Origin of the sequence: Pseudophaeobacter flagellatus (genome assembly GCF_021228235.1) — a bacterium.
GTDB classification, from domain to species: Bacteria; Pseudomonadota; Alphaproteobacteria; order Rhodobacterales; family Rhodobacteraceae; genus Pseudophaeobacter; species Pseudophaeobacter flagellatus.
The window spans coordinates 270,698-289,547 of the sequence record NZ_JAJQRG010000005.1; the positions used below are offsets into that span (position 1 = coordinate 270,698).

The 18,850-nt window shown below is 60.2% G+C and carries 18 protein-coding genes; 2 read left to right on the top strand and 16 right to left on the bottom strand.

Annotated elements, in window-relative coordinates; translation table 11 throughout:
- Positions 1-11 precede the first annotated feature (11 nt).
- From glpD to LRK71_RS12250, 15 genes are all read right to left on the bottom strand, one after another.
- On the bottom strand, positions 12-1,577 hold the full coding sequence (gene glpD / locus LRK71_RS12180) for a glycerol-3-phosphate dehydrogenase (protein ID WP_232404072.1): 1,566 nt from the start codon (positions 1,575-1,577) through the stop codon (positions 12-14).
- Positions 1,570-2,355, bottom strand: coding sequence for a DeoR/GlpR family DNA-binding transcription regulator (locus LRK71_RS12185; RefSeq protein ID WP_232404073.1), 786 nt, complete (start codon positions 2,353-2,355; stop codon positions 1,570-1,572). The genes glpD and LRK71_RS12185 overlap by 8 nt, the downstream gene beginning before the upstream one ends.
- 175 nt (positions 2,356-2,530) lie before the next feature.
- Entirely contained in the window at positions 2,531-3,616 is a 1,086-nt protein-coding gene (locus LRK71_RS12190) for a DUF1513 domain-containing protein (protein ID WP_232404074.1), read from the bottom strand.
- A gap of 41 nt (positions 3,617-3,657) precedes the next feature.
- Positions 3,658-4,662 carry an imelysin family protein gene (locus tag LRK71_RS12195; protein ID WP_232404075.1) on the bottom strand — a complete coding sequence of 335 codons (1,005 nt, stop codon included), beginning with the start codon at positions 4,660-4,662 and terminating at the stop codon, positions 3,658-3,660.
- Between the two features lies 1 nt (position 4,663).
- Positions 4,664-6,256, bottom strand: coding sequence for a di-heme oxidoreductase family protein (locus LRK71_RS12200; RefSeq protein WP_232404076.1), 1,593 nt, complete (start codon positions 6,254-6,256; stop codon positions 4,664-4,666).
- Positions 6,213-6,701 carry a bacterioferritin gene (bfr, locus tag LRK71_RS12205; RefSeq protein WP_232404077.1) on the bottom strand — a complete coding sequence of 163 codons (489 nt, stop codon included), beginning with the start codon at positions 6,699-6,701 and terminating at the stop codon, positions 6,213-6,215. The genes LRK71_RS12200 and bfr overlap by 44 nt, the downstream gene beginning before the upstream one ends.
- Positions 6,649-6,942, bottom strand: a complete 294-nt coding sequence (locus tag LRK71_RS12210; protein WP_232404078.1) for a (2Fe-2S)-binding protein — start codon at positions 6,940-6,942, stop codon at positions 6,649-6,651. Before LRK71_RS12210 ends, bfr begins: the two co-directional genes overlap by 53 nt.
- Before the next feature lie 246 nt (positions 6,943-7,188).
- Positions 7,189-8,205, bottom strand: coding sequence for a porin (locus LRK71_RS12215; RefSeq protein ID WP_232404079.1), 1,017 nt, complete (start codon positions 8,203-8,205; stop codon positions 7,189-7,191).
- 86 nt (positions 8,206-8,291) lie between these two features.
- Complete coding sequence (locus LRK71_RS12220; protein ID WP_232404080.1) at positions 8,292-9,560, bottom strand: imelysin family protein; 1,269 nt, start codon at positions 9,558-9,560, stop codon at positions 8,292-8,294.
- A gap of 48 nt (positions 9,561-9,608) precedes the next feature.
- Positions 9,609-10,088 (bottom strand): hypothetical protein, encoded by a 480-nt coding sequence (locus tag LRK71_RS12225; protein ID WP_232404081.1) that lies wholly within the window; start codon positions 10,086-10,088, stop codon positions 9,609-9,611.
- Positions 10,085-10,255, bottom strand: coding sequence for a hemin uptake protein HemP (gene hemP, locus LRK71_RS12230; RefSeq protein WP_232404082.1), 171 nt, complete (start codon positions 10,253-10,255; stop codon positions 10,085-10,087). The genes LRK71_RS12225 and hemP overlap by 4 nt, the downstream gene beginning before the upstream one ends.
- A gap of 526 nt (positions 10,256-10,781) precedes the next feature.
- Positions 10,782-12,500 (bottom strand): methionine--tRNA ligase, encoded by a 1,719-nt coding sequence (metG, locus tag LRK71_RS12235; protein WP_232404083.1) that lies wholly within the window; start codon positions 12,498-12,500, stop codon positions 10,782-10,784.
- A 138-nt stretch (positions 12,501-12,638) separates the two neighbouring features.
- Complete coding sequence (locus LRK71_RS12240) at positions 12,639-13,868, bottom strand: MFS transporter (RefSeq protein ID WP_232404084.1); 1,230 nt, start codon at positions 13,866-13,868, stop codon at positions 12,639-12,641.
- 83 nt (positions 13,869-13,951) lie between these two features.
- Positions 13,952-14,563, bottom strand: a complete 612-nt coding sequence (locus tag LRK71_RS12245; protein WP_232404085.1) for a YceI family protein — start codon at positions 14,561-14,563, stop codon at positions 13,952-13,954.
- 266 nt (positions 14,564-14,829) lie between these two features.
- Positions 14,830-15,231, bottom strand: coding sequence for a rhodanese-like domain-containing protein (locus LRK71_RS12250; RefSeq protein WP_232404086.1), 402 nt, complete (start codon positions 15,229-15,231; stop codon positions 14,830-14,832).
- A 157-nt stretch (positions 15,232-15,388) separates the two neighbouring features.
- On the opposite strand from LRK71_RS12250, the gene LRK71_RS12255 reads away from it, so the two are divergent.
- A complete protein-coding gene (locus tag LRK71_RS12255) occupies positions 15,389-16,432 on the top strand; it encodes an aldo/keto reductase (RefSeq protein WP_232404087.1) in 1,044 nt (347 codons plus the stop codon).
- Between the two features lie 291 nt (positions 16,433-16,723).
- Here the strand turns inward: LRK71_RS12255 and LRK71_RS12260 are convergent, their stop codons facing one another.
- The gene (locus LRK71_RS12260) at positions 16,724-17,761 is read right to left on the bottom strand and encodes a GlxA family transcriptional regulator (RefSeq protein ID WP_232404088.1); all 1,038 of its coding nucleotides are present in this window, start codon (positions 17,759-17,761) and stop codon (positions 16,724-16,726) included.
- A gap of 133 nt (positions 17,762-17,894) precedes the next feature.
- On the opposite strand from LRK71_RS12260, the gene bcoG reads away from it, so the two are divergent.
- A complete protein-coding gene (gene bcoG, locus LRK71_RS12265; RefSeq protein WP_232404089.1) occupies positions 17,895-18,812 on the top strand; it encodes a 3-dehydrocarnitine:acetyl-CoA trimethylamine transferase BcoG in 918 nt (305 codons plus the stop codon).
- The last annotated feature ends 38 nt before the right edge of the window (positions 18,813-18,850 follow it).

The window sequence follows — 18,850 nt, forward strand, 5'->3', positions numbered from 1 at the left end:
GGACGCGGTGGTTATGCCGCCTTTTCGCGAATGTAGCCATCCACTGCCACGCGCTGGGCTGCATCCAGCCGCAGGTTCAGCTTGGTGCGGCGCAATAGAAAATCCTCGCCCGTGCGGACCCATTCGTTTTTGATCACCCAGTCCAGCTCTTGCGCGGTGATGGTGGCGCCAAAATCCTGGCCCAGATCCTGTGGTGCTTTTGCCGCACCCAGAACGTCCCAGGCTTCCAGCCCATAGGCACGGATCAGACGGCGCGTGGCATAGGCGCTGAGGAAAGGATAGTCGCTGGCCAGTTTGGCCGTCAGCTTGGCGACATCTTCGACCGGGAAATCACCTCCGGGCATTGGAACGCCAGCGGTCCAGTTGCCTGAAAGACCTGGCAGGGCCTCGCCGATCTTGGCCAGGGCGGATTCAGCCAGCTTGCGATAGGTGGTGATCTTGCCACCAAAGACATTCAGCAGCGGTGCCTGCGTTTGATCCAGCGTCAACACATATTCACGCGTTGCCGCAGTGGCCGAACTGGCGCCATCATCATAGAGCGGGCGCACTCCGGAGTAGGTCCAGATTACATCGTTGCGGCTGAGCGGCTTTGCAAAATACTGCGAAGCAAAATTCACCAGATAGTCCTGTTCCTCTGGCGTGCATTCGGGCGCGATTTCAGGATCTGGGTGATCCGCATCGGTGGTGCCGATCAGGGTGAAATCTTCTTCGTAGGGAATGGCAAAAATGATGCGGCCATCGGTGCCTTGAAAGAAATAACAGCGGCCGTGGTCAAACAGTTTTGGCACCACGATATGGCTGCCGCGCACCAGGCGCACGGTTTCGCGGTTGTTTTGTCCCAGCTTTTGCCGCAGCAGATCGGCCACCCAGGGCCCGCCTGCATTGACTAGCATCCGGGCGCGATGGGTGCGGGTCTCGCCGCTTGTGTGATCCTTGACCGTGATCTCCCAGTGGTCGGCGTGGCGCTTGGCACTTAGAACCTCTGTTCGGGTCATGATCTGGGCGCCACGCGCCAAGGCATCGCGGGCATTGAGCACCACAAGGCGGGAATCTTCGACCCAGCAATCAGAATATTCGAAAGCTTTTTTGAATTTCGATTTCAGGGGTTTGCCTGCAATATCGGTGGTTAGATCCACTGTGCTGGTCCCCGGCAGGATGCCACGCTTGCCCAGAGAATCGTACAGAAACAACCCCAGCCGGATCAGCCAGGCAGGGCGACGCCCCTTCATCCAGGGCATAAAGGTGGTGAGCAGTTTAGAGGTCGGCGTATCATTGTCGAACCGCATATCTTTATGAAATGGCAGCACAAAGCGCATGGGCCAGGAGATATGTGGCATCGCCTTCAGCAGCACTTCGCGCTCGATCAAGGCCTCGCGCACCAGCCTGAATTCAAAGTATTCAAGATAGCGCAGCCCGCCGTGAAACAGTTTGGTCGAGGCTGAGGATGTGGCAGAGGCGAGGTCGTTCATCTCGGCCAGCGTGACCGAGAGGCCACGACCTGCGGCGTCACGGGCGATGCCGCAGCCATTGATGCCGCCGCCAATGATAAAGAGATCGGTGATCTTGGGATCAGTCATTTTCGTAGCTTTCGTTTGTGGCGGTGGTCAGAATGCGGGTGCCAGCGGCGTGGGCGACATCGCAGAATTGGGCTGGCGGCAATTGGTCGGTGATCACGACATCCAGGTCTGACAGGTCACAGATCCGCACCGGTGCAGAGAGAGAAAATTTGCTGCCATCACAGAGAAGGATCTTGTTGCGGGCATTTTTCAACAGGGCGCGGGCGACAGAAACCTCGTTGGCGTCATGGTCCAGAATGGCGCCATCCGCATCCAGTGCCGAGGCACCGATGATGGCATAATCCACTTTGTATCGCGAGATGAATTCAACCGCATCCTCACCAATAATTGCGCCATCGCTTTGCCGCACAGTGCCGCCGACCAGAACCAGTTCCTTGGCCTCTCCGCCGATCATCAGGTTGATAATATTTATATTATTAGACAGAACGGTCAATCCCCGGTGGCTGCTGAGCGCCCGTGCCGCCTGTTCGGTTGAGGTGCCGATATTCAGCGCCACAGAGCAGCGATCGGGGATCAGATCAGCCAGAACGGCGGCCATGGCCTGTTTGGCGCTGGCGTTTTGTTTGCGCCGATCTGCATAGGCACGATTGGCCGCCGAGCTGATGCGCACTGCCCCGCCATGGACTCGCGACAGCGCGCCTCGCGCGGAAAGGTCGCGCAGATCTGTGCGGATGGTTTGCAGCGAGACTGCAAAGCGGCGCGATAGATCCTCCACCTCGACCCGTTCCTGGGCGTTCAGTAGATCCAGAATGTGAGAATGACGAGTCGCTGCATCCATTGGCTTTCCTTTTGATGCGGAGATTTAGCCTATTCTATTTCAGGAGTCATCATTTGTTTTCGTTTGGCTTTCGAATTAAGAATCTAGCGAAAGAAAAAAGGCGCGATCAGAGACCGCGCCTTGCCATGGATTACAGTTTTTGCCCCAACATCAGCCCAGGATGAAACCTGCCAGATTACCCTAGGCGAATAAGGTGGTTGTCCCAGGCCAGATCATGGCTCTGCTGTTGGGTGACTGTGGGGCCATCCAGGGTAAGAACCTTGCCAAGCCCGGTGCTGGCCATCAACCCGCTTGCAGTTGCCGCTAGGCCGCAGACATCCGTCAGCGGGATTTCCTGAATGATTTCGGCGCTTTCGACCTGCATGATTTGCACCAGCCCGCCACGCGGAGAGCTGACCGCGATCTTGCGCCCATCCGGCGTAAAGGCGACGGAGCCACCATATCCCTGCAGATGCCGCAACCGGGGATCACCTTCGCCCATTAGCTGGGGGGGCGTGTCCGGACGGTAAAGGCCGACAATCGGTACTTCCGCGCCCAGATCCCCCTGCCACTGCATCGCAAACCCCACCGTCCCATCAGCAGAGAGCGCAAGATGGCGGATTGAGTTCAAGCGCAGATCCGGGGCCAGCTCCATCACGTCCTGCAGATCGCCCTCCAGCGATAGCAGGCTGAGGTTGGGCCGCATCTGCGGCAGGTTCAACTTGGCGCGGCCACTGTCGGGGTGGGTTTCAATGCCGCCATTGGCCACGACGATGTGCAGGCCTGTCCCGTGGTGACGCAGCAGCATGTCGTGGGGTCCGATCCCGCCAGAGCTAAAATTGGCGCTGCGCCGATAGCCCTGTGCGATCTCCCAGACGCCGATGATGCCGCGGCCATTTTCAAAATCATTTTCGGTGGTGTACAACCGGCTGCCATCGGGGCTAAAGACGCCATGCCCATAGAAATGGTGCCCCTGTGGCGGCTCTAGTCGGGCAAGGCGCGCGCCGGTTCGGCAGTCGATCACATCGGCAAACCGTCCGGGACGGCGGGCAAAGGCCACGGCTTCGGGGCGTTGCGGATGGGCGGCTGCGGCATGGCCCCGGCCGGGCAGGGGGCAGGTAAAACGGATTGCCCCCTGATCAGAGAGCCCCGCGAGCAGATAGCCGCCCTGCGGGGTTTTGGCGGCGGCCAGAAAGGCAGGGCCGCCAAGATCAGCCCAGGTGGGGCTGGGGGCAAGGCTTGTCGCCAAGAGTCCGGCGAGAAAGCTACGTCGTGTTGTCATCTGTTGTTCCCAATCTGACAGAGGGTGAGTGGGGCCAGAGCCTAGTCGCCATCCAATGAGTTGAAGCCCGCCAAGACCACAAGCGCCGTGCCGAGATCACTGGTGATCAGGGCACGTAGGTCATTGATCTCTTGCTGCAGGGCCTCAATGTGGATGCGTTTTGCGGGGGCCGCAACACCTGCAAGGATGGGGTCCTCAAGTCGCAGCGCACGTAGGGTCGGCTTTTCAAAGGCGGCATCAAGGCGGGCAATCAGGGCCGCATCGCCATCTGCCAGCGCAGTTGCCAGCGGATGCAGCGCTTGCAGGGCCAGCACGATATGGTGTTGGCTGCGACCAGAGCGCCAGGCCTCGGCCCGTTTGGGGCGCGGCGCATCAAACCGCCCCAGCGGCCGCCCCAGCCGCATATCCGCCAGCATCTGCAGCCCTGTGTTCAGCGATTTGAACAGCTCCTGCTTGACCTCTGATTTGTCCTGATAGCGCCCGGTGGCATTGCGCATCTGCGCGGCATAACTGTTCTGCCAGTCCTGCTGGATCGCTCTGGCGGTTGTGGCGATATCCTGGGCCATGACGGCGGCCAGCGCGCAGCGATAGGAAGCTGCGGGTGTCTTGGCGGCTGCGGGATCAAAATAGAGGAACTCCAGCGCATAAAACCCGCGCCCGGCGATTGAAGACTGCACAAAGGTTTTCGGCTCCAGCAGGGTGGGATCCGCTGCTTGCAGGTGTGTCGTCAGGGTTTTGGGGATCTTGCCACGGCTATCGGGCCAAAAGGCCAGGGCAAAGGCGCGGTTTTCGGTCTCGCTAGGGCCAAAGCGCAGGTGGCTGACACGGATCCAGTCATCAAAGGCTTGATCATAGGCATCCCGCAGCGTGCTCTCTTCGGGGGTGCAATTGGTCTGCGCGGTCTGTGCCAGATACGCGCTGCTATCGACCAAGGCCTGCATTCCGGGCAGGATCTGATCGTCGAGAACCTCATCCACAACATCAGCCCGCAGCGCAGGCGGGGCAAGGCAGACAATGGCGGCGACGGCAAAAAGGAGGTGTTTCACATCAAAGACTTTCCAAGAAACGAAGAAGAGCAGCGCGATCCGCTGGGGTAAGGGCGATGACCCGGTTGCGCGCAGGCTCTGCCTCGCCGCCATGCCAGAGCACGGCTTCCAGCAAGCTGCGGGCGCGCCCGTCGTGCAGGTAGGTTGCATTGGGGTTGATCTGTCGCGTCAGGCCAATCCCCCAGAGCGGCGGCGTGCGCCATTCCCGGCCCGTCGCGCGGCCCTCGGGGCGATTGTCGGCCAGATCCGGCCCCATGTCATGCAGCAAGAGGTCGCTATAGGGCCAGATCAGCTGAAAGCTGTTTTCCGGACGATCTGTCAGCCGCTGGGTGACAAATTTGGGCTGATGGCAACCGATGCAGCCGCTGCCATAGAACAGGGCCTTGCCGCGCAACACCTGCGGGTCGTCCAGGTCGCGCCGGGCAGGCACGGCAAGGTTGCGGGCGTAAAAGGTCACTAGATCCATATTGGCCTGATCGATTTCTGTGCCGCGTATATCACCATCGCCGTGCGGCGTCGTAAGGCAGTCTGTTTGGGCGGCGGTGCAATCGCCCGCAGCAGCGCCAAACAGCGGCGTTGAAATGCCGATATCGCCGGAAAAGGCCGCCGCTGACTGCTGATGCAGCGTGGGCATTCCGGCCTTATGGCCGAATCGCCCCAGCATGATCTGGTCGTACTCGGCCGACCAAACCAGGTTGGCGCGCCCGGATATGCCGTCGCCATCGGCGTCGGCCTCATCTACATTGGCCAGGATATCAGCGGTTGAAATTGCCTCGATCAAGCCAAGGCCGATCATCGGCGGCGCCAGCCGGGGCGACAGCATCGCATCCGGGTGCAGCGGCCCATACCCCAGCGCGGCGGCGGTGTAGGTTGGGCGGCGCAGGGTGACGCTTTCGCCGCAAGCCAAGGTCAGGGTTTGCGGGGTATAGCTGACCCGCAGGCGGTATTCCGCGGGCACACCGGGGCGGGAAAAATCCTGCAGCTGGCCGCCATAGTTCGGGTCCGGCGCGGTGCCAATATAGTCGCGCACGGCGCGCATCTGCACAGGTGGTGGTGCAGGGATTGAGACGCGCAAAAACATCGAGGCGGCGCGGTAATCCAGGTCTTGCGGCACCTGGCCGCGCCCGTCCTTGATATGGCAGCGCTGACAGGACCGCGCATTATACAGCGGCCCCAACCCATCTGACGCAAGCGTCGAGGCCGGGGAAAACACCCAGATTTTTTTGAACAATCCATTGCCCAGCTTGAAGGCCAGTTCCTGTTCAAAAGAGAGATTGGCACCATGTTGCGAAAAGGCGGTGGTGTCGCTGCGCGCGGGCACGGTGGCGCTGCCGGCGGGACGGGCCTCAAAGGCTTCGGGAGCGGTGAAATCCAGTGTCGGCGCGGTGGCGGCTGCGATACGGGTCTGTTCTGCGGCGCTGCGAGGCAGGCTGTTCAGATGCGGATCCGACAGGGGGATCGACGAGAGTTTAAAGACGGGTTCCCCAGCGCATGCAGGGGCAAGACCGGCAAAGGGGGTGGCCACCGCCAGAGCGGTAACCACCAAGAAATTACTCTTCGACCGCTTCCATTTTGGTGGCGTTGAGCTGTGCATAGTTTTCGGCGCCAATTCGGTCGTGCAGGTCTAGCTGGGTTTCGAGGAAGTCGATATGACCTTCTTCGTCTGCCATCAATGTTTCAAACAGTTTCATGGTGACGTAATCACCCGCCTGGTTGCAGATCTCGCGGGCCTCTTTGTAGAGTGCGCGGGCACTTTCTTCCGCCGCCAGGTCACATTCCAGCGTTTCCTTGGGCGTCTGGCCAATGCGCAGCGGATCCAGCTTTTGCAGGTTCGGATGACCGCCAAGGAACAAAATACGTTCGATCAGATTATCCGCATGCTGCATCTCTTCGATGCTTTCCTCGCGGCTTTTCTTGGCCATGCTGCCAAGACCCCAATCGTCCTGTAGGCGATAATGGAGCCAGTACTGGCTGACAGCTGTCAGCTCATGTCGCAGCGCTTTGTTGAGGTAGTCGATGACTTTGGGGTCGCCCTTCATAGGTGATCTCCTGATTTGTGCGGCGGCGCAGGTTCTGTAATTGCGCCGGTACGTTCACCTTATCATTGCTGCGCATGGTGTCGAGGAAGAGTGGCATGCATCCGCCACAATCAGCCGCTTTCCCAAGGGCATGGTAGATTTTGCCGGGGGTGATGATGGTCTCTGGGTCGGCGCTGCGCATCCAGTCGATGGCGGCGTGGATATCGTGATCAGAGATAGAGGTGCAGTGGCAGATAATCATGCGAGGGTCCCAAGGATGTGTCTCGTGGGGGGTGGTCTGAATATCCGACAAAAATAATGGGTTTTCAAGAGTGAAATTCTGAGCGTTTTAGTCGGGCACGAATTTTCGCCGGTATCCCCTGTAAAATCGCGCTCCTTCTTTTCGGTTTTGGCCTGTTTATATGCGCGGCTTCTGGTCTGATCCGCAAAACCTGACCGGCCGACCCCGAAAAAAGGATAGCCAGCCAGTCAGGCCTGATTTTTGGGGTTAGCTGCCCAATGGAACCACCAGATTGAGGCCAAGAATAGTGTCTTTGATGCCGCTGTCGTCCTGATAGGCCAGTGCGCCACCCAGGGTCATCCCGTTCTGGAACTCGTACTCCGCCGCGATCGAGTGCAGATCTGTCTTGCCGCCTGCGTCAAGATCCCGTTGCGACAGAGTGCCAGAAAGGGTCAGGTCGCCGATAGCATAGGCGGCGTTGAGGGTGGCAAAGGTCGCGTCATCCACGCCGCCGCCAAAATTGTCAAAGCTGGCAAATTCGGCAAAGAGATCAAGGCCAATGTCAAAGCTATGACCAAGACCAACCACGATCCCCCGTTCGTCATCCACATCGCCGGTTCCAGCGCTCAGGTGGCGGGCACCAGCGTGGAAACGGGTCCCGTCAACTTCATGGGCCCACTGAATGGCAAAGTTGTCGAGGTTGCCAGTGTTGCCCGCGCCGCCTGCGTCGGACCTGTTGCGGCCCCGATCTGTGCCCCAGGACCGGCTTAGCCCCGTGTCATCGGCGAAAAAAATACCAAAGGACAGGGTGCCTGCGCCGTTCAGTTCCACATCGGCCAAAACGCCGATCTGCTCTGCCAGTTCATAATCTTCGGCCAGGGTGCCGCCAAAGAAGCCAGCCGTATCGTCCCAGGCGGTGCCAAAGACAGGGTGTAGTTTGCCAAGTGTCACCGTGGTGGACTGACCCAGACCAAAGCTGAGGCCGAGCTCTTCAATATAGAGCCCCATATCGTCAAAGCTGCGGTCTACAGTTGGATCTGTCACGCTCTCGGCGGTGAGGGTGGAAAAGATCGAAACGCCAGAGCCAAATGTATAGGTGCCGGTGGCGGTGATGATGGCATAGGTGTTGCGGATTTCATTGCCTGCAACATCAGAAGAGACAACCTGTTCGTTGCCGATTTCGATTTCGCCTTCCCAGGAGAAACCTTGTTCCGCCAGGGCCACATTGGCGCACAGCAGCAGGGGCGCGCCAAAGGCCAGCGCAGCAGTTGTATTTCGTGTCATTTCAGGAGATTTCTTTGCTGGAAAAGGGGGCGGGCGGGCAGACACGCTGGCTGCCCCCTTTTATGTTTTGGTATTATTATAGAGGGTTACTGGAAAACCGCATTGGGATTATCCAAGCTGTCAGAACCTTCGAAGGCCAGGCCATCCAGGTCGAGAACTTTAACCACGCGTTCAATGGATCGTGTCTGATCGACCAGGCCATTGACGCCACCCATGATCAGGGCTTCGCCAGCAGCATTGCCCTGTTCCAGCATCTGATCATAGGAAAAGCCTGCCTCGGCGGTGGTTTTGATGCGGCCCAGGGCCTGCATGGTGGTGGACAGTTTGCGGCGCAATTCGCTGTCCAGATCGGCGTCGGCTGCGGCGACCAGATCCGACAGCGACGGGCCAGAGACCAGTGCGCCATTCACCCGCACATATTCACCCAGATAGACGTTCTGCACCCCAAGCCCATCGTAGTAGTGGCTGTTGTGGGTGTTGTCGGAAAAGCAGTCGTGCTCTTCTTCCGGATCGTTGAGCATCAGGCCCAGCCGCATGCGTTCGCCGGCCTGCTCGCCATAAGACAGTGACCCCATGCCGGTCAGCATGGCCGAAATGCCTGCACTTTCATCCGCCAGCAGGGTGCTGCGGGCCGCGCCGGTGTCGGACCACTGCGCCGCCATCCAGTCCAGATCAGCGACCAGCAGATCGGTTGCGGCCTTCAGGTAGGCACCACGTCGATCACAATTGCCATTGCTACAGGTTTCGCCTGCCGCATAGTCGGTCCAGCTGCGCTGGCCCGCGCCGGGGTTGGTGCCGTTCAGATCCTGCCCCCAGAGCAGGAATTCAATGGCGTGGTAGCCAGTGGCCACATTGGCCTCGACGCCATCTGCTTCGTGCAGGGTCTCGGCGAGCAGGACAGGGGTGATTTCGCTGGTGTCGATGGTTTTGCCCGAGAGTTCAAAGGCCGGGTTGGCCACCACATTCAGCGCCGCCAGGGCATTTTCGTTGGTGGCCCCGCCATAAGAGGCATCTGTATAGTCAATCAGACCTTCATCCAGCGGCCAGGCGTTTACCTTGCCTTCCCACTCATCGACGATGGCATTGCCAAAGCGAAAGACTTCGGATTGCTGATAGGGCACACGCGCGGCCAGCCAGGCCTGGCGCGCGGCGGTCAGGGCCTCGGCTGAAGGCGCGGCTATCAGGGCCTCGACGGCGGCCTGCAGGGTCTGCGCCGTCGACAGGCTGTCTTGGTATTTCGCCTGGGCGATATTGGCGTAGTTGGTCAAAACACCGCTGGCATCGGCGGCCAGGGCCGAGGTGCTGCCAAGGGCAAGACCTGCCAGAGCGGAGCCCGTCAGAAACAGAGATTTCATATATAAAGTCCTTGATGGTTTTGCGGAGTGGGTCGGTTGAAAAGGGGATCAATGCAGGGTTGCAGCTTCCGGACGATAGTGACGCCGTAATGGGGCTCTACCGGCGAGATGTTGCAAAAACAGACCGGTCTGGGCCGCAAGGGCGCTGAGCGCCCGGGCCTTTTGCGGTGCGACAAGCAGCGCCGCAAGGAGGTCGGCATCGGCGGCCTCGCCCTGGGTTGCCGCAGCGACAAGATTGGCAAAACAATTCTCGTCAGCGCCCAGGCAGGAGCAGGTCATGCCGTGACGGATCAGCGGGCGGCGGCCATGGGTGACGCAAAAATCACAAAGCCTGCCAAAGCTGTCATAGGCGCTTTGGGCGCTGTCGGGGCCAAGGCTGTTGCAAAAGGCCTGCTGAAGATCGGCGCGGGCCGATGGGCCGCTGAACCAATAGCGAAAATACCGCACCGTCCCCGCCTCTAGCGGGGGAAGATCGGCCAGCAGGCCGACAGCAGCGCCGCCGCGAAGGGAGGTCTGCGGCTGAGTCATTTTGTCAGGATCAGCTTTCCGGCTCGGGTGATGCGCAGGCTGTAGATCTGACCATTGAGCAGAATGCGCGCCTGAATGCCGCCGCGCGTCAGGTCCTCTGCGTGATAGGTCGGGAAAACTTCGGGGGTGGCGGTGGTTGCCACCGGATCAGATGTCATCTGGTTCATAAGGATTGCCCATTGTTGAAGTCCGCCTTGTCCAAGAGCCATTCCAGATTTGCGTCCGCCGGGGGGAACCCGATCAAGGACAACTCGGCCAGCTCGGGGCTGGAGAGGGGGTCGCGGTCGGCGCCCGGCGTGGTCTGATATGTATCAGGCCTGGCCTTGGGGGGAAGGCGGGGTAGGGCCGTGCGAGACTGGAGAGGCTTGGTCGACATTGCGGCGATTTCTAAGTTGTGAAGCTGCGGTGGGCTGGCCTGTCGAGTCAGGTTGGCTAGGTCTTTTATATCTTATTATTTTAATCAGGAAACCCTTTCTGACTGTTTTTATCGGAAAAAGTATCTCAAGAAAATATCTATGCATACCTGCTTGTCATATTTGCGGGGGGACTGGACGCGGAATGTCTCGCGGCCGTGGCGGGCATCGGTGGATCAGGGGCTAACAAAAGGAAAAGCCCACCTGAAGTCAGGCGGGCTTTGCAGATTGTGGCGGGCCTGAGGGCCCGCCGGATTGGAATTTGTTGCGCGGGAGCGGATTAATCGCGGCTACCGGCGAACCGGGCCTGCCAGTCTTCGCGCTCTTCGTCGGTGATCTTGGCAAAAAGGTTTTCTGGCACCGTAAAGCCATGGCCTGCAGGCAGTGCAGCCAGGGCGGTTTCTATGTCACTGGGCCAGCTGTTATCGGTGCAGTTCAGGGCCTGCATCAGGGTGGCGCTGGCGGTGGGAATGAAAGGTGCGCTCAACACGGCATAAAGACGGATCAGGTTGAGCCCCAGGCGCACCTGTGCTGCGGCCTGGTCGGGGTCGGTCTTGAAGGTGGACCAAGGGGCCGTGCTTTGCAGATATTCATTGCCAGCCACCCAGATGGCGCGCAGTTCTTGCGCGGATTTGCGCACTTCCATGTTTTCCATGTGCTGCTCATAGGCGCGGACCCGTTTGGTCAGATCTTCCATCAATGCCTGCTCTGCTGCGCCGTAGCTGCCGGCCTCGGGAACGGCTTCGCCAAACTTGGAACGGCAGAATTTGGTGATGCGGCTGACAAAATTGCCCAGAACATCCGCCAGATCCTTATTGGTGGACTGCTGGAAGTTTTCCCAGGTGAATTCAGCGTCAGAGCTCTCGGGGGCGTGGCTGAGCAACCACCAGCGCCAGTAGTCGGCAGGCAGCAGTTCAAGCGCCTGATCCATGAAGATGCCACGTCCCTGGCTGGTAGAGAACTGGCCGCCATCATAATTCAGATAGTTGAAGCTTTTCAGGTGGTCGACCAGTTTCCAAGGCTCGCCAGAGCCCAGGATGGTGGCCGGGAAGGACAGGGTGTGGAAGGGCACGTTGTCTTTGCCCATGAACTGGACATATTTCACATCTTCGGCGCCCATGTCGGTGCGCCACCAGCGCTGCCAGTCGGCATCGGTTTTGCCATTGGCTTCGGCCCATTCGCCGGCGGCGGCGATATATTCGATGGGGGCGTCGAACCAGACGTAAAAGACCTTGCCCTCCATGCCGGGCCAGTCTTCGTTGCCCTTTTTCACCGGAATGCCCCAGTCCAGATCGCGGGTGATGCCCCGATCCTGCAGGCCGTCGCCATCGTGCAGCCATTTCTTGGCAATAGAGGTGGTCAGTATCGGCCAGTCAGCTTTGCTGTCGATCCAGGCGTTTAGCTGGTCTTTCATCTGGGATTGGCACAGGAACAGATGTTTGGTCGCGCGGACCTCCAGATCGGTTGAGCCTGAAATGGCCGAGCGCGGATTGATCAGATCGGTGGGATCCAGTTGTTTGGTGCATTCTTCACACTGATCGCCGCGTGCCTTTTCAAAGCCGCAGTTGGGGCAGGTGCCTTCAACATAGCGGTCGGGCAGAAACCGGCCATCCGCATGAGAATAGATCTGGCTGTCATCAACTTCGCGGATCAGGCCGGCCTCGGCCAGCTTGCCGGCAAAATGCTGGGTCAAGGCATGATTTTGCGGGCTGGAAGAGCGGCCAAAGTGGTCAAAGCTAAGGCCGAACCCCTTGGCAATATCAGCCTGGATCTGGTGCATTTCGGCGCAGAATTCCGCAACCGGTTTGTCGGCCTTGGCGGCGGCCAGCTCTGCCGGGGTGCCATGTTCATCTGTGGCGCAGAGAAACAGTACTTCGTTGCCAATGCTGCGCTGGTAGCGGGCATAGAGATCAGCTGGAAGCTGACTGCCAACCAGATTGCCCAGGTGCTTGATCCCATTGATATAGGGAATTGCTGAAGTAATCAGAACGCGTGCCATGCCATCTACCCATGTGTAAAGTCAAAGCTGCGTCTACCCCATGCAGCGCGGCGCGAAAACCCCGGCTGAGCCATTGGCGGGAAATTTTGGTGCCATAGCGGCGCGAAGGATGTGTCCCGATAGGGGGGTAGGGCCTGGTTACCTGCGCTCCCGCGCACGTTTCATCAGGCGGCCAATGGTGAAAGAGGTACGCGGTGCATAGACATAACGGGTGCGCTCTTCTGGGTCGGGGGTGGCGCGGGCATGCATCCGGGTCAGGCCAAAGGCGATCAGCAGCGCATGGCCCAGGGCGACAAAGGCAAACAGCGCCGATGGGCCAAACTGGCTTATCAGGCTTGAGGCCACCAGCGGCGCGGCAATCGCCCCCAGGGCAAAAAAGAACATCAAGGCTGCGGCCAGCTCGACTCGCTGTTCAGAAGTGGCAAAATCATTGGCATGGGCCGAGGAGAGCGAGAAAATCGGAAAGGTTGTCAAACCAAAGAACCCCGCTGCCAGCATCACCCCAAGCGTGCCGGTCTGACTGGCCGCCATGGTGATCAGGCAGCTGGCCACCGCCGCCACCGAGAGCCAGATCAGCACCCAGCGCCGGTCATATTTGTCCGCCAGCCAGCCCATCGGGTACTGCGCCAGGGCACCGCCCAGCACAAAAGAGGCGAGGAAAAAGGCAATCTGGTCGACCTCCAGCCCGACCTCCTGACCATAGACCGGCCCCACCATGCGAAAGGAGGCAGAGCTGAGCGCGGCAACCGTCACCCCAGCCACGGCAAGAGGCGAGCAGTGCCAGGCCAGCTTGGGCCGCAGGCGTGGTGCGCCCGGTGTTGTCGGCTGGCTGGCGCGGGTCAGGGTCAGCGGTAGAAGCGCCGCACAGCACAGCAGCGCCAGCAGGTTATAAGATAGGTAATAGGCCGGCGGCAGTACCGCGATAAACAGCTGCGCCCCAAGTGAGCCGCCCATATCCACCAGCCGATAGGTGCCCATGGCACGGCCGCGAGTCTCATTGGTGACCTTGGCGTTCAGCCAGGCTTCGATCACCGTGTAGCAGCCCGCCACACAGAGCCCGGAGGCAATGCGCATTGCGGCCCAGGCGTAGGGATCATTTGTCAGCGTATGCGCCAGTAGCCCCATAGCCCCCAGCGCCGTACAAACGGCAAAGGTGCGCGAATGCCCAATGGTTCCCAGCAGTCGTGGTGCCCACCAGCAGCCAATGAAAAATCCCAGGAAATGCGCCGAACCCAACAGGCCAATCTGCTCTTTGTCAAAGCCAAGGGCAAAGCCGGATAGCGCATCCAGCGGACCAACGCCGCCAGTGGCAAATTGCAACAGCACGACGGACAGAAAGAGGGCGGCAAAAGAAATGATCATACGCATGATGTGGCCATCAACGCCGCGACTGGCGGATAAGGCAAGTGGTTTTCCGACGCAAATGTCGCATTCGCGGTGGCAGCAGCGTTTTACTGATTACGAAGAATGCGGGCGTGGATGGCTAGCTGCACCCTGTCCCCGACGAGTGCGGCGTAGCCCGAGGCACCATAGGCGGCCCGGCTGAGGATGCCGGTCAGGCTGAACTCCAGCTGGCTAAGATCATCCACCGCGCTGCCCGCGCGCCGGTACAGTGCCGCCTGCAGGGTGATCGGTCGTGTAATGCCGCGCAGCGTAAGATCTCCAGTGATTTCAGCCCCTTCTGACAGGCGCCCCTCCGCGCCCAGGTGGATCTTGCGGGATGTAAAGCGGATGGTGGGATATTGCGCGACATCCAGAACTTCGGCGCTGGTCATGGCCTGGGTGGCAATGATGAACCCGGTTTTGGCCGCAGTTGCATCCAGCACTACAGAAACCCTGGTGGCGGCCAATCGGCTTGGGTTCAATTCAATCGCAGAGCTGGTGATGGGCATGGTGCCGCTTTGCCATGTGCCATTGAGTTGAAACCTGAACTGGACGGTGGTCGCATCCAGATCCAGCCTGTAGTCACTGTTGCCAGCCCAAAGGCGCGCGGGTGTTGTGGCCAGGCCGACGTAGCCGACATGGCCCAGCAGACCCAGAAGCATCCGGCGTCGTGACGGCATGGGAAGGATCCTGCTGTTGCTTGGCCCATCGTGAAGGGGTCACTCTGGTCTCCAGCTACAATGCTAGCACAAATAAGGCGCGCACAGGAGGGCTTGTGGCCTTTCTTGTTTGGCCCTGCGGTTCTGGCTGGATCCGTTTGCCGGGCACGCGGCCTATGGGGCCGGCAAACGGGAAGCTGCGGCGACATGCGGTTGGAAACAAGGTATGCGCGATTGGCGCGCAACGCCCCGCTTTTGATTGAAAAAAGCGGGGCGCAATTACAGTATCAGGCTGTCTGCGGAACAATAGCCCCGCCCGCTTTTTCCCATGCGGTAAAGCCACCTTCAAGATGCATCACCGGGGCCAGCCCCATCTCCATCGCGATGCTCGCGCTAAGCGCCGAACGCCAGGCGCTGGCGCAATAAAAGACATAGGTTTTATCCTGGTTGAAGACGGGCTTGTGATAGGGACTGTCTGGGTCGATCCAGAATTCCAACATGCCACGCGGGCAGGAGAAGGCGCCGGGAATCAGGCCACTGCGCTGCACCTCGCGGATATCGCGCAGATCGACGAAGACATAGTCGGGATCCAGTGCCTTTTCCTTGGCCTCCTCTACCGACAAGGTGGCGACCTTGGCATTGGCCTCGGCAAGCAGGGCCTTTACGCCCTTGGTAATGTTCTGCGCCATTTTTTGGCTCTCCTGACTGAACTGCGGACGCGGGCAGGCTGTTGTATTTTGTCGCAAAGCACAAGGCGGCTGTTGGCTTGCGCTCGCGGGGCGGGGCGCTAAGGTCGCGGGCCAAAATGTCTGGCCTGTTGGCCTCCAAGCAGTGAAGGAACGCGCAATGAAGAAGACTCCCCTTGGTCGGACCGGAATGGAGGTTTCGGAACTCTGCCTTGGAACCATGACCTATGGCACCCAGACATCAGAGGCCGAGGCGCATGTGCAGATCGACACGGCGCTGGCAGCCGGGATCAATTTTATTGATACGGCAGAAATGTATCCGGTGAACCCGATCCGCCCCGAAACCATCGGCCGTAGTGAAGAGATCCTAGGCACCTGGCACGCGAAAACCGGGCGGCGGGGCGATTACATCCTGGCGACCAAACACTCTGGTGAAGGCATGCAGGCAGTGCGTGACGGCGCGCCGATCAGTTCGCAGACCATTGCCGCGACGGTTGAGGCATCGCTGAAACGGCTGCAGTGCGACTATATTGATCTCTACCAGTTTCACTGGCCCAATCGCGGCAGCTATATGTTTCGCAAGAACTGGAGCTATGATCCCTCGGGCCAGAACCGGGAAGAAACGCTGGACAATATGCGCGACTGCCTGGAGGCGCTGCAGGCCCAGGTCGACAAGGGCAATATCCGTGCCTTTGGGCTAAGCAATGAAAGCGCCTGGGGCACGGCGCAGTGGCTGCGGCTGGCCGAGGAAGGGCGGGGGCCGCGGGTGGCCTCTATCCAGAACGAGTATTCGCTGCTGTGCCGGATGTATGACACCGACCTGGCAGAGCTGAGCGTCAACGAAGACGTCGGGCTTTTGGCCTTTTCGCCACTGGGCACGGGGCTGTTGACCGGCAAGTACCAAGAGGGCGCAGTACCGGAAGGTTCGCGCAAGTCGATCGTGCCGGAACTGGGCGGACGTCATGCACCACGGGTTTATGGCGCGGTTGCGGCCTATCTGGAGATCGCGGCACGCCACGGGTTGGACCCGGTGCATATGGCACTGGCCTGGTGCCGGACGCGGGTCTTCATGTGCTCTGCCATTTTTGGCGCCACCACACAGGCGCAACTGGAGCACGCGCTGAAATCTGTAGAGCTGGACCTGTCGGCGGAGGTTCTGGAAGAGATCGACCAGGCGCATCGCGCCCATCCGATGCCCTATTAAACAAAGGGCGGGGGGCTTCCGCCTGCGCCAGGTGCCTTGCAGGCCCCTTTGCCGTTGGGCCCGGCGCCGCGCGCCGCGCGGCGTTGGCACGCGACTGAGATGGGGCTGAGACGTGACAGAGACGTGACTGAGACGGGGCTCAAGAACACAAATCTCCCCCTTGAGCCGCCCATGCCACTGTCCTCTGTGCCTCAAGCCAGCGGAGCTACGCAGGCCGCCGCTGGTGTGCCCTTTGACCCATTGCCTGCGGCGCAGGGGAGAAGGGGGAAGGGGCCTGCGTGCCGTGTTGGGTTAGTGGGTTGTCGGGCGTGGCGTTTCCGGGCGGGAGGACCCCGAGGCGCCAAAGCTGGCGCTACTCATGCTGCTGCGGTTTTGGCGCAACTCGCGGGCAGAGGTGCCATGGGCGACCCGAAAGGCGCGGGCAAAGCTCGAGGGTGAGGTGAAGCCAGTGGCCAGGGCCACCTCCATCAGGGACAGATCCGTATCGCTGACCAGGCGGCGGGCCTCGGCCAGACGCAGGTGCAGGTAGTGGTCCTGTGGGGTTGTGTTCAGCCGCAGGCGGAACTGCTGCTGCAGGCTGCGCGGACTGGTGCCGAGCCGCTCGGCGATTGTGGTCAGGGTCAGGGGTTCGTCCAGAGCGGCCTCCATCAGGGCATTGGCCTTGGCGGTCAGCGCGTTGTGCTTGTGGCTACCCAGGCGGCTTTGGGCGCGTGTTGGTGCAGCGGGGCCATCATAGAGGAACAGACCGGCCACCCGGGCAGCAAAGCCGGCCCCATGGCGGGCGCTGATGATATGCAGCATCATTTCGATCGCCGGGGTTGCGCCGCCAGAGGTCAGGCGTCCCTCGGAGACGGTGAAGCGGTCATTGCGGCAATCCACCCCAGCAAAGCGGTTGGCAAAGTTTTCCAGATCTTCCCAATGGGTGGTAGCGGGGTGCCCTTCAAGCAGCCCGGCCTCTGCCATCAGCCAGGGGCCGCCGTCGATGCCGGCAATGGTGGTGCCCCTGGCTGCCAGGCGACGTAGCCCCGCCAGCAGGCTGGGCGTGGCTTGCTGGGCCAGCTGGAAGCCGGCCACCACAATCAGCAGCTCGCAGTCTTCCAGCCGGGCCAGGGGAAAGCCTGGCACATGCAGGCCACTGGTCAGCATCGGCTGCTCTTCTGTGGCACTCACATAGTCCCAGTCAAAGACGCAGCGCCCGGCAAGGCGATTGGCGGCGCGCATCGGATCGACGGCGGCCGCAAAAGAGAGCGTGTTGCATTCATCAAGCACCAGCACTGCTGTTTTCAGCGGGCGATGTTCGGGCTGCAGGATATTTTTTGCGGATTTCATCAACTTCGATTCGCTTAGTGTAAACTGTCTGTACAAAGGCTGAGGCAGACTAGGCGGTGAAGCAAATAGGAATCTGGGGAAGAGCTTGGGGATAACTCTAGGCACAACCCTGTACATTGCGGGGAAAACCAAAATGCCTCTGAATATGAACAAAAATGTCTTTATCACCTGCGCCGTGACCGGCTCTGGCAGCAGCCAGGACCGCAGCCCACATGTGCCGCGTTCGCCGCAGCAAATCGCCGAGAGCGCCATCGCCGCAGCCAAGGCCGGGGCGGCTGTAGTGCATTGCCATGTGCGCGATCCCGAGACCGGTGTGCCCTCACGCGATCTGGGCCTCTACCGCGAAGTGACCGATCGGATCCGCGACAGCGACACCGATGTGGTGCTGAACCTGACCGCCGGCATGGGTGGCGATATGGTCTTTGGCGATGTTGAAAACCCGCTGCCGGTAAATGAGGCCGGAACCGACATGATCGGCGCAACCGCCCGGATGGCGCATATTGCTGAATGCCTGCCAGAGATCTGCACGCTGGACTGCGGCACCATGAACTTTGCCGAAGCCGACTATGTCATGACCAACACCCCCGGCATGCTGCGTGCCATGGGGCAGATGATGGCCGATCTTGGCGTGAAGCCAGAGATTGAGGCCTTTGACACCGGCCATCTTTGGTTCGCCAAAGAGCTGGAGAAAGAAGGCATTCTGCAAAGCCCTGCGCTGGTACAGCTTTGCATGGGGGTTCCTTGGGGGGCGCCCAATGACCTGAACACATTCATGGCGATGGTCAACAATGTACCTGAGAGCTGGAACTGGTCGGCCTTCTCATTGGGGCGCGATCAGATGGCCTATGTGGCAGCCTCGATGCTGGCGGGCGGCAATGTGCGCGTCGGGCTTGAAGACAACCTCTGGCTTGAAAAGGGCGTGCTTGCGGAAAACTATCAGCTTGTGGAACGGGCAGGCACGATCATCGAGAACATGGGCGGCAAGCTGATGGGACCGAACGATGTACGGGCGCAGCTTGGGCTGACGAAACGCGCACCGGTAACAAAGTAAACAAAACAAAGGCCTGGGCCCGTGGGGGGGCGAAAGCC

Bases quoted from the DNA above. Each gene is read 5' to 3' on its own strand.
- bfr (WP_232404077.1), bottom strand. From the start codon at position 6,701: ATGAAGGGCGACCCCAAAGTCATCGACTACCTCAACAAAGCGCTGCGA.
- LRK71_RS12215 (WP_232404079.1), bottom strand. From the start codon at position 8,205: ATGACACGAAATACAACTGCTGCGCTGGCCTTTGGCGCGCCCCTGCTG.
- LRK71_RS12190 (WP_232404074.1), bottom strand. From the start codon at position 3,616: ATGACAACACGACGTAGCTTTCTCGCCGGACTCTTGGCGACAAGCCTT.
- LRK71_RS12220 (WP_232404080.1), bottom strand. From the start codon at position 9,560: ATGAAATCTCTGTTTCTGACGGGCTCCGCTCTGGCAGGTCTTGCCCTT.
- LRK71_RS12255 (WP_232404087.1), top strand. From the start codon at position 15,389: ATGAAGAAGACTCCCCTTGGTCGGACCGGAATGGAGGTTTCGGAACTC.
- LRK71_RS12210 (WP_232404078.1), bottom strand. From the start codon at position 6,942: ATGATTATCTGCCACTGCACCTCTATCTCTGATCACGATATCCACGCC.
- LRK71_RS12260 (WP_232404088.1), bottom strand. From the start codon at position 17,761: ATGAAATCCGCAAAAAATATCCTGCAGCCCGAACATCGCCCGCTGAAA.
- hemP (WP_232404082.1), bottom strand. From the start codon at position 10,255: ATGAACCAGATGACATCTGATCCGGTGGCAACCACCGCCACCCCCGAA.
- metG (WP_232404083.1), bottom strand. From the start codon at position 12,500: ATGGCACGCGTTCTGATTACTTCAGCAATTCCCTATATCAATGGGATC.
- LRK71_RS12225 (WP_232404081.1), bottom strand. From the start codon at position 10,088: ATGACTCAGCCGCAGACCTCCCTTCGCGGCGGCGCTGCTGTCGGCCTG.
- bcoG (WP_232404089.1), top strand. From the start codon at position 17,895: ATGCCTCTGAATATGAACAAAAATGTCTTTATCACCTGCGCCGTGACC.
- LRK71_RS12250 (WP_232404086.1), bottom strand. From the start codon at position 15,231: ATGGCGCAGAACATTACCAAGGGCGTAAAGGCCCTGCTTGCCGAGGCC.
- LRK71_RS12240 (WP_232404084.1), bottom strand. From the start codon at position 13,868: ATGCGTATGATCATTTCTTTTGCCGCCCTCTTTCTGTCCGTCGTGCTG.
- LRK71_RS12200 (WP_232404076.1), bottom strand. From the start codon at position 6,256: ATGCACAGCTCAACGCCACCAAAATGGAAGCGGTCGAAGAGTAATTTC.
- LRK71_RS12245 (WP_232404085.1), bottom strand. From the start codon at position 14,563: ATGCCGTCACGACGCCGGATGCTTCTGGGTCTGCTGGGCCATGTCGGC.
- LRK71_RS12185 (WP_232404073.1), bottom strand. From the start codon at position 2,355: ATGGATGCAGCGACTCGTCATTCTCACATTCTGGATCTACTGAACGCC.
- glpD (WP_232404072.1), bottom strand. From the start codon at position 1,577: ATGACTGATCCCAAGATCACCGATCTCTTTATCATTGGCGGCGGCATC.